The organism is Ramlibacter sp., assembly GCF_029866045.1.
In the GTDB taxonomy this organism is placed as follows: Bacteria; Pseudomonadota; Gammaproteobacteria; order Burkholderiales; family Burkholderiaceae_C; genus Ramlibacter.
This window is the reverse complement of sequence record NZ_JARXAB010000021.1, coordinates 20864-34696: the sequence shown is the minus strand read 5'-3', so window position 1 is coordinate 34696 and position 13833 is coordinate 20864. Positions and strand designations below refer to the sequence as shown.

Genomic DNA, 13833 nt, shown 5'->3' with positions numbered 1-13833 from the left:
TTGAAACATCAGGGCGCAGCGATGACCGGGCAGGCTTGCAAGAAGGGCATCTCCTGCGCCGTGCGCAACTCCCAGGCCTCAATAGCCTCGCGGTGCTTGAGCGTGAGGCCTACATCGTCGAGGCCCTCCATCAGCCGCGTGCGGGCGTGGTCCGCGATCTCGAAGGGCCAGTGCTGGCCCGGCCCTGCCACGATCTGGCGCTCGGCCAGGTCGACTCGCAGAGCCTGCTGGCCGTCCACTTCGCGCGCCCATTGGGAGAGCTCGCCCCACGTGGCCTCGTCCAGCGAGATGGGAAGCACCGCGTTGTTCAGGCAGTTTTCGTGGAAGAACTCGGCCAGGGCCACGCCGATCACACAGCGGATGCCGAAGGCCCGCAGGGCCCAGACCGCATGCTCACGCGAGCTGCCGCAACCGAAATTTCGCCCCACGATCAGAATCGGCGCGGCCCGGAACACGGGCCGCTCGAGCACGAAGTCCTGATGCACCTGGCCATCGGGCCCGCGGCGCATATAGGCCAGAAATCCCTGCGCCATGTCGGCGTGCATGTCCTTGAGGTAGGACGAGGGGATGATCTGGTCCGTGTCCACGTCGTCGAGCAGCAGGGGCGCGGCCACGCCCTCCACCCGCAACAGAGGTTCGCGTGTTGTCATGCCGGCGTCTCCATCAGTGTGCGCACATCCACCAGCTGGCCCGCCACCGCAGCGGCGGCGGCCATCGCCGGGCTGGTGAGATGGGTGCGGACATCGCGCCCTTGGCGGTTTTCGAAATTGCGGTTGGTGGTGGAGACGCAGCGCTGGCCCGCAGTGCCCACGTCGCCGTTGGCACCCGCGCACATCGAGCAACCGGCCTCACGCCACTCAAAGCCGGCTTGCTCAAAAATCCGGTCCAGCCCTTCGGCCTCGGCTTGGCGCTTGATCGCGCTGGAGCCCGGTACCACCCAGGCTTGCACGCCCGCTGCCACCTGTCGGCCCTCGGCCACACGCGCGGCCGCGCGCAGGTCGGGCAAGCGCGCGTTTGAGCAGGAACCAATGAAGACGCGGTCGACCGCCAGGCCCACCAGAGACTGCCCGCCGGGAACGGCCATATAGGTCAGGGCCCGAGCGGTTCGCTCCTGCGCCGAACCCGCGAGTGTCAGTGGGTCGGGCACGGCCTCTTGGATGCCAATGGCCTGGCCCGGGTCGGTGCCCCAGGTGACCTGGGGCGAGAGCGCGGAGCAGTCGAGGCGGTGCTCTTCGTCGAACACCGCCCCGGCGTCCGAGTGCAGGGTCTTCCACCAGACCAGCGCCTCTTCCCAGGCGGGTCCCTGGGGTGCGCCGCGGCGGCCTTGGCACCAGGCGAGGGTTTTGGCGTCGGGGGCGATCAGGCAGGTGCGCCCGCCCCATTCGATCGTCATATTGCACAGGGTCATGCGGGACTCGATGTCCATCGCCTCAATCACCGGGCCGGCATATTCGACCGCCGCGCCGCGCCCGGCGCTCACCCCCAGTTGTCGGATCAGGGCCAGCGCCACGTCCTTGGCATTGACCCAGTCGGACAGATGGCCGTCCAGCCAGATGCGGATCTGGCGGGGCTTTTCCATCGCCATCACCTGGGTGCTCAGCACATGCACCAGCTCGGTGGTGCCGCAGCCAAAGGCCAGGCAGCCGATGGCGCCGACCGTGGAGGCGTGGCTGTCGGGGCAGGCCAGAGTGAGCCCGGGCAGGGCGATGCCCAGCTCCGGGGTGACCACATGGACGATGCCGTGATCGGGGTCGTTCACGTCGAGCACCTGCACGCGATGGCGCGCACCCGCCTTCTGCGTGGCCTCGATGTGGGGCGATATCCGGATCACTCCGGGCCGGGTGGGCACGGTGTGGTCCTGCACCACCAGGGTCAGGTCGCTGCGCCGCACCTCGCGGCCGCTCTCGTCTAGCAGGCCGAAGGCGTGCGGCGCGTGCAATTCATGCACGGCGTGCCTGTCCATGTACAACAGGTGCTTGCCGTCGGCACGTGCGCCCACGAGGTGGCGCGTCCAGATCTTGTCGAACAGGGTCTGGGGCATGGCGGAGGTCATAACGGAAGTCATGATGCGCCTCCCGTCGGCTTGAGAAGTTCTTCTTCCAGCGCCAGCCATTCGGGCAGCCCCAGGGCCTGGTTGTACTGCTCGAAGCTGGCCATGCGATGGCGCACCGACTGGGTGTGATGGTCGCGGTGCAAGGCGGCGAGGACCTCTTGCAGGGCCTGCACCACCGCGTAGCGGGTGATGCCCGCATGCAGGGCCAGCACGCAGCCGACCTCCTCCAGCAGTTCATCGGTGAGCTCGCTGGTGGGCGGCGACTCCTGGATCACCGTGACCAGGGGCGCGCGCACCACGCTGGCGACATAGCGCAGCTCCTCGGGCGTGTTGGCGCCCATGACCAACGCGGCATCCGCGCCGGCTTCGACATAGGCGCGTCCGCGCCGGGCCGCTTCCTCCAGACCGTGCATGGACTTGGCGTCGGTGCGGGCAATGATCCAGAAGTCGGGGCTGCGCCGCGCCTTGACCGCGGCGCGAATCTTTTGCGCGTGCTCCTCCTGGCTGACCACCGGAATGCCCTGGGGCAACAGGCCGCAGCGCTTGGGGGTCACCTGGTCTTCGATGTGAATCGCGGCGATGCCCGCGGCCTCGAACTCTTGCACCGTGCGCACCACATTGAGCACGCCGCCGTAGCCGGTGTCGGCGTCGCAGATGACAGGCACATTGAGTTGCCGGGCGATGCGTCCCGCGTGCTCGAGGTTTTCGCTCATGCCCAGCATGCCGACGTCGGGCATACCGAGCAAACTCGCGGACACCGCATTGCCCGAAAAAGCCACCGCGGCAAAGCCGGCTTGCTGCGCGATCCGCGCTGACAGGCCGTCGTAGATCGCGGGCACTCTCAGGAGCCGACCCGAACCGACCAGCTCGCGCCAAGGTTTGCGCAGGTTTTCATCGCTCATGCATCCGTCCTTTGATCGGGGTTTTCCGGGTGATCGAAGCCCTGCATTTCAGCATACGATGGTCGTTCTGCCGATCCAGGTCGATTCAGCCCACTTGCCCACCCTCGAACGACATGACACACGACCCCGCAAATTTGACCCGTCGCGGCGCCCTGCTGACCGGCGCGGCCTCTCTGGGCATGCTGATGCCCGCCCTGTCCCAGGCGCAATCGACGGCTGGATATCCCAACAAAACCGTTCGCTGGGTCGTCCCCACCTCTACTGGCGCTGGCACTGACTTTGCTGGCCGGACCTTCGCGCAGATTGCCTCCGAAGCCTGGAAGCAGTCGCTGGTGGTCGAAAACCGCGCCGGCGCCTCGGGCATGCTGGGGCTGGACTTCGTTGCTGGCGCCGCTCCCGACGGCTACACCCTGCTGTTTTTCAGCGTGTCGCAGTTCATCGATGCCACCTTGCTCAATAAGTACACCTTCGAGGCCGGCAAGGACTTCACCCCCATCTCCATGCTGGCCACCACGCCCTTGCTGCTGGTGGCGCACAGCGACGTGCAGGTCAGCACAGTCCCGCAGTTGGTGGCCAAGGCCAAGGCCAATCCCAAGGCCCTCAGCTACTCCTCCGGGGGCAGCGGTGGCCTGACCCATTTGGCCATGGAGGTCTTCCTGAACAAGGCTGGCATCGAAGTGCTTCATGTGCCCTACAAGGGCAGCGGCCCGGCCGTGATCGATTTGCTGTCCAACGTGGTCCAGCTGAGTTTCTCGACGCCACCGGCAGTCGTTCAGCACGTCAAATCGGGCCGCCTCAAGGCCCTGGCGGTGACCACCACCACCCGCTCTCCGCTGCTGCCCGACGTGCCCACCTTCGCCGAGCTGGGTTACCCGTCGGTCAGCACCACCAGCTGGTACGGTGTGGCCGGGCCGCCCAACTTGCCGGCGGACCTGGCCGAAATGATTTCGCGCACCTTCGCCACGGCTACCCGGTCCGGGCCGCTGCGCGAGAAGCTGGTCTCCAGCGGCATCGACCCCGTCCTGTCCACGCCGGCTGAAATGGCTCGCACCCTGCGCGCCGAGCGTGAGCAGCTGCAGGCCATCGTGAAGAGCATCGGCTTCAAGAAGGACTGAGGGCGCCGGCCCTGTCCGCGGGGACAGGTGTCCGTTCGTACAATCCCTGCATGACGTTCATCGAGATGCTGCAGGGCGCCCAGGGGCGCAATGGCTCCATGCTGTGCGTGGGCCTGGACCCGGAGCCCACCCGCTTTCCGGGCGCGATGAAGGGCGATGCCAGCAAGATTTTTGACTTCTGCGCCCGCATCGCAGACGCGACGGCCGATTTGGTCATCGCCTTCAAGCCGCAAATCGCCTACTTCGCCGCCCACCGCGCGGAAGCCCAGCTCGAAAAGCTCATGGCGCATCTGCGCAGCGCGCACCCGCAGGTGCCGGTCATTCTGGACGCCAAGCGCGGCGACATCGGCTCCACCGCCGAGCAGTACGCCCGTGAGGCCTTCGAGCGCTATGGCGCTGACGCAGTCACCCTCTCGCCCTTCATGGGGTTCGACTCGGTGCAGCCTTACCTGAAATACGAAGGCAAGGGCGCTTTCCTCCTGTGCCGCACTTCCAACCCGGGCGGCGACGATTTGCAGAACCAGCGCCTGGCCTCGGTGCCCGGCGAGCCGCTTCTCTACGAACATATCGCCAGCCTCGCTCAGGGGCCGTGGAACCTCAACGGTCAGCTGGGCTTGGTGGTGGGTGCTACCTATCCGGCCGAGATCGAGCGGGTGCGGCAGATTGCGCCCACCGTGCCCTTGCTGATTCCGGGTGTCGGCGCACAGGGCGGTGACGCGGTGGCCACGGTCAAGGCCGGCTGGCGTGCCGACGCACCCATCGTGGTCAACTCTTCGCGCGCGGTGCTCTATGCGTCTTCCGGTGACGATTTCGCCGACGCCGCTCGGCGTGAGGCAATGAAGACGCGCGATCTCCTGCAGGCGGCGCGCGGCTGAGGGCTCAGCATTCAGCGCGGAGGCGCCACTTCCTTGCCCCACATCCTGGCCCACACCCACGCCAGTCCCCGCCCGATGTCCATCCGTCCGCCCTTGTTTTGCGGCACCACCGCCTGCCACCCGCTCCCTCGCCGCGCCACCTCGAACGAAAACACATAGCCCGGCTCTTGCCCCATGCGCAGGTCGGTGATGAAGGCGCGGCCATCTTCTTCGTGCACCTTGTAGAACCCCTGCGAGAACGCCGCGATGCGTTGCACGGGCTCCAGGTGCTGCAGCTCGCGCCACAGGGCCGGGTCGCTGGTGAAACGGTCGAAACGGATGCGCCGCTGGGCATCCAGTAGCGAGTAAAAGCCCTCGTCGTAGCCGTCTTCATGCATCACCACCACGCGCCACAGCAGCGTGTTGAGCGGTGCCGGTGTCACCAGCACCCGCTGGGCGGTGCGGCCCTGGGCCACCAGCGTTTCTTGCACCACGCCTTGCACGTGCCCCTGCGCCAGCGCGCTCCAGGCCAGGTAGGCGGTGGACAACGCCAGCCCGATCTGGTTCCAGTGCAGGCCGGCGTGTAGCCGCCGGGCCAACGCCACGGCCGTGCCCACCAGCAGGGGCACGGTGTAGAGCGGGTCGATGATGAAGATGCTGCCAACGCCGTAGGGGTGGCTGGAAAAGGGTTGGGCCAGTTGGGTGCCGTAGACGGTGACGGTGTCCAGCAGTGGATGCGTCACCAGCGCCAGCCACAAGGCCAGCCACCAGCGCTTGAAATGAGCGTTCTCGCCATGCAGCCAGCTGGCCAGCCAGGCCAGGATCGGCGCGCCCAACGTCAGCCAGAACAGGCCGTGGCTGTGAGCGCGGTGCAGGACCATGTTGCGCACCGCATCGCCGTGGTTGATGAGGGCATCCAGATCGGGCAGCGTGCCGGCAATACCGCCCCAGAGTGCGGCTTTCCAGACGGCGCTGCGCCGCCCCATGACGGCGACACCGACGGCAGCGCCCAGGGCAAGTTGGGAGAGGGAGTCCATGGCAGCCCGAAGGCTACAACAGGCGTTGGAGGTAGCGGCCCGTGTGGCTTTTCGGGTGCGCCGCGATGTCCTCGGGTGTGCCGATGGCCACCACGATACCGCCGCCGGCGCCGCCTTCGGGGCCCATGTCGATCACCCAGTCGGCGGTCTTGATCACATCGAGGTTGTGCTCGATGACCACCACCGTGTTGCCGGCGTCGCGCAGCTGGTGCAGCACCTTGAGCAAGAGCGCAATGTCGGCAAAGTGCAGCCCGGTCGTCGGCTCGTCGAGGATGTAGAGCGTGCGGCCGGTGTCACGCTTGGACAGCTCGAGCGAGAGCTTGACCCGCTGCGCTTCGCCGCCCGAGAGCGTGGTAGCCGACTGACCCAGCTTCACATACGACAGGCCCACATCCAGCAGCGTTTGCAGCTTGCGTGCGATCGCCGGCACGGCTTTGAGGAACGCGTGCGCGTCCTCCACCGTCATGTCCAGGATCTGGGCGATGTTCCGGCCCTTCCAAAGGACTTCCAGTGTTTCGCGGTTGTATCGCTGCCCGCGGCAGACGTCGCACGACACATAGACGTCGGGCAGAAAGTGCATTTCGACCTTCACCACCCCATCGCCCTCGCAGGCCTCGCAGCGGCCACCGGCCACGTTGAAGGAGAAGCGCCCGGGGCCGTAGCCGCGTTCCTTGGCCAGGTTGGTGTCCGCCATCAATTCGCGGATGGGGGTGAAGAGGCCGGTGTAGGTGGCCGGGTTGCTGCGCGGGGTGCGGCCGATGGGTGACTGGTCGACGCTGATCACCTTGTCGAAATGCTCCAGCCCGTCGATCTCGTCGTGCGCCGCCGGCTCGCTGCCCGCGCGGTGCAGGGTGTGGGCGGCCGCGGCCAGCAGGGTGTCGTTGACGAGTGTGGATTTGCCCGAGCCCGAGACGCCGCTGACGCAGGTCAGGAGGCCCACCGGGAAGTCGACGGTGACGTTCTTGAGGTTGTTGCCGCGCGCGCCGGCGATGCGCAGGTGCTGAGTCTGGCCCTTGCGGCCGCCCTCGAGCGGCAGCCAGGCACGGCGCTTGGCCGGCACGTCGATCTTCTCGGTGCCCGAGAGGTAATGGCCGGTGATGGAGGCGGTGTTGTCCTGCACCTGCTGCGGTGTGCCCTGGGCCATCACCTGGCCGCCGTGCACGCCGGCGCCCGGGCCCATGTCGATGACATGGTCGGCGGCGCGGATCATGTCCTCGTCATGCTCGACCACCAGCACGCTGTTACCCAGGTCACGCAGGTGGCGCAAGGTGCCAATGAGGCGATCGTTGTCACGCTGATGCAGGCCGATGCTCGGCTCGTCGAGCACGTACATCACGCCGGTGAGGCCGGCGCCGATCTGGCTGGCCAGCCGAATGCGCTGGGCCTCGCCGCCAGAGAGGCTCTCGGCGCTGCGGTCCAGGCTGAGGTAATCGAGTCCCACGTCGTTGAGAAACTTCAGTCGGGAGGCGATTTCACGCACCACTTTGTCGGCGATCGCCGCCTTGGCGCCTTCGAGTTGCAGGCCCTGAAAGTAGGCCAGGCATTCGCGCAGAGTGAGGTGGCTGATCTCGTAAATGGGGCGCGCGCCCGCGCCATGCCCCAGCTTCACATGCCGCGCTTCGCTGCGCAGGCGCGTGCCCTGGCAGTCGGGGCAGGGCTGCAGTGTGCGCAGGCGGCCCAGCTCCTCGCGCACTGCGGGCGAGTCGGTCTCGCGGTAGCGGCGCGTCATGTTCGGCACGATGCCCTCGAAGGGGTGCTTCTTCGTCACCTTGCGGCCCTGGTTTTCGCCGGAGCCCATGACATAGGGAAACTTGATCTCCTCCTCGCCAGACCCGAAGAGGATGACCTGGCGCACCGCCTCCGGCAGCGACTCGAAGGGCGCGTCGACGTCGAATCGGTAGTGCCGGGCCAGGCCCTCGATCAGGTGGAAGTAGTAGGGGTTGCGCCGGTCCCAGCCCTTGATGGCGCCGGAAGCGAGCGACAGGGTGGGGAAGGGCACCACCCGCTGGGGATCGAAAAACTCGGTTTGCCCCAGGCCGTCGCACGACGGGCAGGCGCCCACCGGCGAGTTGAAGGAGAACAGTCGCGGCTCCAACTCGCTGATCGAGTGTTGGCACACCGGGCAGGAGAACTTGGCGTTGAACAGGTGCTCTTTGCCGCCGTCCATCTCCAGCGCGATTGCGCGGCCCTCGGCCAGGCGCAGGGCGGCTTCGAAGCTCTCGGCCAGCCTTTGTTGCATGTCGGGGCGGACCTTGATGCGGTCAATCACCACGTCCACGTCGTGCTTCACGTTCTTCTTCAGCGCCGGCAAGGCGTCGGCCTCCACCGTCTGGCCGTTGATGCGAAAACGCACATAGCCCTGGGCCTGCATCTGGGCGAACAGCTCCCCGAACTCGCCTTTGCGCTCGCGCGCCACCGGGGCCAGGATCATCAGCTTGGTGTCTTCCGGCATGGCCAGCACTGCGTCCACCATCTGCGAGACGGTCTGCGCCGCCAGCGGCAGGCCGTGGCTGGGGCAGTAGGGCGTGCCAGCGCGGGCGAACAGCAGGCGCAGGTAGTCGTGGATCTCGGTCACCGTGCCCACGGTCGATCGGGGGTTGTGGCTGGTGGCTTTTTGCTCGATGGCGATCGCCGGCGACAGCCCTTCGATCACGTCGACGTCGGGCTTGTCCATCAGCTGCAGGAACTGGCGCGCGTAGGCCGACAGGCTCTCCACATAGCGCCGCTGGCCCTCGGCATAGAGGGTGTCAAACGCCAGAGACGACTTGCCCGAGCCCGACAGCCCGGTGATCACCACCAGCTGGTTGCGCGGAATGTCGAGGTCGATATTGCGCAGGTTGTGCGTGCGCGCACCGCGGATGGCAATGCGCTGGGCGGCCAGGGTGGCCGCCAGGTAGGGGCCGTCGGCGGCGGAGTTCAAGGTGGGCAGTGCAGAAGTCAACCTGACATCATAGGGCACGGGACTTTTCTGCCGAGAGCGCCGCATGGCGCTGTCGTGCGTGGCCCGCCCTTCCCTCACCCCAGACGCCCGCATCCTTTTCCATGCAGGTCAACTGCACTTTGTCCTTCGTCACGCTCTGGGCCAGCACCGCGCCACCCGCTGCGAGGCTTGCGCGTTGGGTGTGTCGCGTGGACGGCTGATGCGGCAAGCGGTCTTGCGCTTCGATGACGCACGGCGCCTGCCACCTCTCTTCTGTGGAAAAGCCACCTTAGACTCCCCCCGCTTCACGAGCGACACAAGGGAGACATCATGTTACGAGCACATTCGGGCGGCGTTCGTCCTGCGACGGCAGGAACGTCCGCGCCTTCAGCGGCTGAAGCTGGCGGTTCGCCCGGCTCCTCGGCGGAAAGACCTTCCGAAACTTCCATGCCTTCCGCAACAAGTCCTGGCGCCGAGGCAGGTTCCCTCGGCAGTTCGGCCGCATCAACGCTGGCGCGGCCAGTTGCACGCAGGGTGGACGGCAAGCATCAAGACTCGGGCCGCCCTGCCCCGAGGCTTGCATCTTACGCGCAGCCTCGGCGACAAGAGGGCCCCAGATCGGATGGCAAGGCCTTGGCCATGCGCAAGCCGCGTGCCGCCTCTCAAAGTAGCACCGCGCGAAGCGAAAGTGCGGCCCCTATGGCCTCGCCCTCCACAGACGAGGTCTCTCGGCCGGAGAGTCCGTACACCCAGGCGGCAACGGTTTTGAACGAGTTTTTCGCTCGCGAGCGCGGCACTTTTCCGCCCGGACTCGTCAGCTCGATCGAGCTCTACTTCAGTTACGGCGAATGGGGAATCGCGCACTCCATCATCGCTGGCGTCGCCCAAAAGAAAGCGGCATCCGGTACCGGGGTGAGCCCCCGCGTGATGGACGCCGCTGCTTGCGTGCTCAATGAGCTTGCTTGAGCTGCGTTCCAGCCGCCTTCGAGGCGCCCGCTTTTTCCGCTCCATCCACTTCAGTCAATATCGCTTTTGTCCTGTCGTCAATGAGTTGTTGATGAATCTTGTGCCGAGTCTCGCCAATCGACAGGAGCGCCTGGATTTCATCAACGATTTGCTTTTCCTTCCCGTCAAGGCCCAGGCGATCTTTTAGTTTGCAAAGAACGGTTGCAGTGCTCAAAACGTCCCAGATGCTTTTGCGATTGGTTAGGGAGAAGAGTTCGATGGCCTTCTCGCTGGTGAGTTGGTTCATTTTTTTGACCGCAGCGCGAAGATCCCTGATTTCCCGTTCTCTTGAGGACGTGGTTCGGGAAACGAAAGCCGATATGACAACCCCCTTTTTTTGACCAATGAAGGACCTTGCTCTTTTTTCTTGGCCGACGCGCCTTCTGATCCTGCGGATTTGCTGAAGGCGCAATCAGTCACAACGGTAAAGATGTCGAGGCCTTCGACGCGAGCGCAAAAAGGTTTATGCCAACTCACGTAATCATTGATCTGACTGGGATGTGAGGAGGCGACGGCGAAGGCCTGTGCAGCAAATCTGCCAATTTTCTCCAGCGACCATGTTCGTGGAAACGCATTGGTGTCGTGGCTAACCCTCACGTGACCGGTGCCAGCTTTTCCCGCAGCGCCATCTTCATTGGCGATGTGCCTGAAAAAGTCAGGCTTCAGATACCCCGAGCTGCTGATCATCCGCGTACCCAACAAAAACTCCGCCCTACCGCCCAATGTGGATGCGTCCTTCGGCGCCTCTGCACCCAAGTCGATGCCGCTTTTCCGGCTTTTGACGTCCTTCTGGGGCCCCTTCCCTGTTGCTGCCGATGCCTTCGCGCCGGCGAAGTGATCCGTTGAGCGTCCAATTGCCGTGTCCCCGAGAACAATCACATCCTGCGTTCGCCAATCCGGTGTCGAGCTTCGACTGCGTCGATGCAAGTTGACGGCAGTCGTAAATTGATCCATCCGGATGTGCTGAAATGCGGTGCCTTTTGGATCAACCCCATCGATCGCCTTTCCGTCGATGACTGTCTGGTAATAGCCTGTTCCTACTTTCTTGCACGCCTCGTCTAAGAGGCTGTTGAGCTTTTCCCTGATGAATTCCGGAGTAACGAGCGCAATATTGCCGTGGGTAAAGTCATTGAGGGTGGTTGATAGAGTTTTCTGGGTCAATTCGAACGGCACGCGAACCTGGCGCTTGATATGTCTTTCCTTCTTGAGAAATTGCGCACTTTTGTCGGCTTCGGTGGCCTTGGCGTCTTTTCCTGTACTTGCACGGTAGGGTGTCTTCAGGCAGGTGAGGGCCGCTAGAAAGTAGGGCGCCCCGTTAATGATCTCCACGTGGCGCCCGATCGTGTCTGAGTAATTGGTTGCGGAACTCTTCGCACTACCCTTTGGCTTGCTCGTTTTGGCAGCGGAGGCTGCCGAGGCGGTCGGTAGCGCGGCAGCTGCTGAAGAGGAGGAGGTGAGATGAGCCGATGAAGAGCTGCTCGGTGAGGTGGGCTTCGAAGTGAGGAGCATGGTGCGCGTGCCTTTCGTTGCGGACTGCTGATCCGGCTGAGTTGGACCGGATGAGTACCCGGCTTCTCGAGACGATCCACTCATGCTCAGCAGGGGGACAGATTGGCCGTATTGCGCAGGTTGTGCGTGCGCGCGCCGCGGATGGCAATGCGCTGGGAGCGCAGGCTGGCCGACAGGTAGGAACCTTCGGTGGACGTCGTTCAATGTCGGCAGCACAAAAAAGTCAAACGGACATCAAAGGTGACGCACCGTAGCTTGCCGCCGAGTCCCTCGCGCGGGAGTGCCACGGCTCCGGTCGCGCCCTCCTCGGAGGCGGCTGACTTTGGCATGACTCGCGCCCTCGCTTGCGGACTGGCAGCCCGATGTCGATTTAGAGTCACGGCCGTCGCAACCTGTCACTCTTGGAGAGTCCTTCATGCTTCGTCCCGTCACCGGCCTCAAGCCGATGCCCAGGCCCACCGCGCCGACTTCCGGCGGCAGCCCCTCCCTCGCGAAGCCTTTGGCCGGCGACTCACCCTCTGCGTCTGCGGCGGACTCACCCTCCCCGACGAATGACGTCAAGAGCCGGAGTTCAAGCGCCGATTCAAAGGCCGAGGCATCGGCTAGTGCGAGGCTAGACCATTTAACAAACGTCGACGATGGCGGCGACGACACCTCGGAGTTACTCTGGAAATTTCTGGTTCTGGAGGAGGGCAACCTCCTGTGGGAGGACCGCCATTCGGCGCGTCTCTTGCTCGCACACGGCGAGTGGGGGATGGCCCTGTCGGGGCTGCAAACGTGCGTCGCTGCCCGCCCAGAGGTGTTCAGCCCAGAGGGGCATCGCTTGCTTGCTGCAGCAGAGAAGGCGATGCTGATCGACTGACCGGCGCCCTGCCATTTAAAGGCTGTTGTTCTCTGTTGCTCAACGGGTCCACCCGTCCGGCATCGTGAATTGACGACGTGTGTCGTCAATCAATCGTTGGTGTCTAGGATGGCGGGATTCGCCCACGCAAAGCAAGCTCATGGCTCTGCTCAGGGCTTCCTGATCCCTTGCGGTGAGGCATGTACGGTCTGCGTTTGCGTTCACCGTTTCAGCGATCGCCAGGGTCACCCAAAGATTTTCCTTCTTGTAATTGGTCGCCATGAACTCTCTGATCGACGCTTCGGTGATTCCGGTGAGCAGACGATTTGCCTCGTCGACCTGGTCGTTTTCGACCGACCCGGCAGAGACCACGTTCTCAATGAACGCGGTGACGACGTAGTAGCGCCTCTCTTCGCGCACTTTCACATATGCCGCCGCGAGATTGGCCTCGTGGTTTGCCATCTTTTCCTGTAATTTCTTCAGGCTGTCCGTCGCGCTCTGACGTGCTCTACGCAGAGGCTCACTGGTGTGTTTTTCAGAACTCCGGAACGCTTTGTCGGCCTTCTCAACGTTGCCCTGCTCCTGGTCGATCTTGGCCTGATACGCCGTCACCAATTCGTGCGCCTTTACCGCTTCCACGATAGCGGCGTCGTGCCTTTCCTGAAAAAATCGATAGAACACGCGAACAGGCAGGCCGCCTTCCACCACCGCCATTGGTTTGAATCTGCACTCACTGTCCTCGCTGAGCATGTTTCCCTCGTTCTTTTCCAGCACTTCCTCGACGATCCGTCCGATCTTTTCGAGTGACCAGGTTCGTGGGAAGGCGTTGCGGTCATGACTGGCGCGCAGGTGTCCGGTGGCATCCCTGGGCGACTCATCTAATTGGGCCAGGTGCTCGAAGAAGTTTGCCTTGAGGGCGGCTGGTCCGCGGATGTCAGAGAGGAGGGTCTTGCGGCTTGTGGTCGGGTTTCCTTTACCGTCACGCTCTGCGGTGGTCAGGCTGAAGGTGTTGCTTTCGCCAAGGCGCTCCACATGAAACTTCCGCAGCGTGCTGCTGCGGCCCTCTGGACCATCGGCGGCGGGGGCTGGCAGCTGTTCGGTGTACGTCGTCTCCGCGCGCCGGGATGGGGAGGTGGAGCGTTCCTCGGCGGCATAAATGATCTTTTTCGCCAGCTTGTCATTCAGATCCCTTCCGTTGACCCTGGGGAGAAGCTTCTGCACCAAGGCGGGTGTCAGTGCGACGCCTCGTTCTATTAGCGGTTTCAACCAATCAGCAGCCTGTTCCAGGCTCAAGTCGGGCGTCAGGCAGCGCTGGAATGCAACCTCAGCAATCTGCGGACGGCCCCGGGAAGCGACGGGGGCGTTGCTACGGCTGCTGGATTTAGTGTCCTTGGTGTCCCGGGTATTCGGTACCGCAGGCAAACCAACCAAGGGCACGAAGGGTAAGGGGATCGCATTCAGGTGGCTTGTCGGCCTGGGGGTGCTGGTTTGCATGGCGTGCCTTTGGATGTCGGAGCGGTTGCTTGGGAAGATCGGCTTTGTGCTGATCCGTGGACCGGATGAGTAGGGGCCGCAACTGAACAGATCCCATCCGGTT

The 13833-nt window shown here is 64.3% G+C and carries 12 protein-coding genes; 4 read left to right on the top strand and 8 right to left on the bottom strand.

Annotation, left to right across the window (positions count from 1 at the left end):
- Nucleotides 1-8: 8 nt before the first annotated feature.
- The 3 genes from leuD to QE494_RS01740 are packed head-to-tail and all read right to left on the bottom strand — an operon-like array spanning nt 9 to nt 2955.
- Nucleotides 9-650 (bottom strand): 3-isopropylmalate dehydratase small subunit, encoded by a 642-nt coding sequence (leuD, locus tag QE494_RS01750; RefSeq protein ID WP_300040913.1) that lies wholly within the window; start codon nt 648-650, stop codon nt 9-11.
- Nucleotides 647-2065: a 3-isopropylmalate dehydratase large subunit gene (locus QE494_RS01745; protein ID WP_300040911.1), complete on the bottom strand. Its 1419-nt coding sequence runs from the start codon at nt 2063-2065 to the stop codon at nt 647-649. Before QE494_RS01745 ends, leuD begins: the two co-directional genes overlap by 4 nt.
- Entirely contained in the window at nt 2062-2955 is an 894-nt protein-coding gene (locus QE494_RS01740; RefSeq protein WP_300040909.1) for an oxaloacetate decarboxylase, read from the bottom strand. The genes QE494_RS01745 and QE494_RS01740 overlap by 4 nt, the downstream gene beginning before the upstream one ends.
- 113 nt (nt 2956-3068) lie before the next feature.
- Between QE494_RS01740 and QE494_RS01735 the strand changes: the two genes are divergently transcribed.
- Nucleotides 3069-4070: a tripartite tricarboxylate transporter substrate binding protein gene (locus QE494_RS01735; protein ID WP_300040907.1), complete on the top strand. Its 1002-nt coding sequence runs from the start codon at nt 3069-3071 to the stop codon at nt 4068-4070.
- A 50-nt stretch (nt 4071-4120) separates the two neighbouring features.
- Nucleotides 4121-4945, top strand: coding sequence for an orotidine-5'-phosphate decarboxylase (gene pyrF / locus QE494_RS01730; RefSeq protein ID WP_300040904.1), 825 nt, complete (start codon nt 4121-4123; stop codon nt 4943-4945).
- Between the two features lie 11 nt (nt 4946-4956).
- On the opposite strand, the gene QE494_RS01725 is transcribed toward pyrF, so the two are convergent.
- On the bottom strand, nt 4957-5961 hold the full coding sequence (locus tag QE494_RS01725) for a metal-dependent hydrolase (protein ID WP_300040902.1): 1005 nt from the start codon (nt 5959-5961) through the stop codon (nt 4957-4959).
- A 13-nt stretch (nt 5962-5974) separates the two neighbouring features.
- Nucleotides 5975-8890 (bottom strand): excinuclease ABC subunit UvrA, encoded by a 2916-nt coding sequence (gene uvrA / locus QE494_RS01720; protein ID WP_300041131.1) that lies wholly within the window; start codon nt 8888-8890, stop codon nt 5975-5977.
- 690 nt (nt 8891-9580) lie between these two features.
- Between uvrA and QE494_RS01715 the strand changes: the two genes are divergently transcribed.
- Nucleotides 9581-9847 carry a hypothetical protein gene (locus QE494_RS01715; protein WP_300040900.1) on the top strand — a complete coding sequence of 89 codons (267 nt, stop codon included), beginning with the start codon at nt 9581-9583 and terminating at the stop codon, nt 9845-9847.
- Here QE494_RS01715 and QE494_RS01710 read toward each other — a convergent pair.
- Both QE494_RS01710 and QE494_RS01705 read right to left on the bottom strand, forming a co-directional pair.
- On the bottom strand, nt 9831-10133 hold the full coding sequence (locus QE494_RS01710; protein WP_300040898.1) for a hypothetical protein: 303 nt from the start codon (nt 10131-10133) through the stop codon (nt 9831-9833). The genes QE494_RS01715 and QE494_RS01710 overlap by 17 nt on opposite strands.
- Entirely contained in the window at nt 10130-11215 is a 1086-nt protein-coding gene (locus tag QE494_RS01705; RefSeq protein WP_300040896.1) for a hypothetical protein, read from the bottom strand. Before QE494_RS01705 ends, QE494_RS01710 begins: the two co-directional genes overlap by 4 nt.
- 595 nt (nt 11216-11810) lie before the next feature.
- On the opposite strand from QE494_RS01705, the gene QE494_RS01700 reads away from it, so the two are divergent.
- Nucleotides 11811-12257, top strand: a complete 447-nt coding sequence (locus QE494_RS01700) for a hypothetical protein (protein ID WP_300040894.1) — start codon at nt 11811-11813, stop codon at nt 12255-12257.
- A gap of 39 nt (nt 12258-12296) precedes the next feature.
- Here QE494_RS01700 and QE494_RS01695 read toward each other — a convergent pair whose 3' ends face one another.
- A complete protein-coding gene (locus QE494_RS01695) occupies nt 12297-13730 on the bottom strand; it encodes a hypothetical protein (protein WP_300040892.1) in 1434 nt (477 codons plus the stop codon).
- Between the last annotated feature and the right edge of the window lie 103 nt (nt 13731-13833).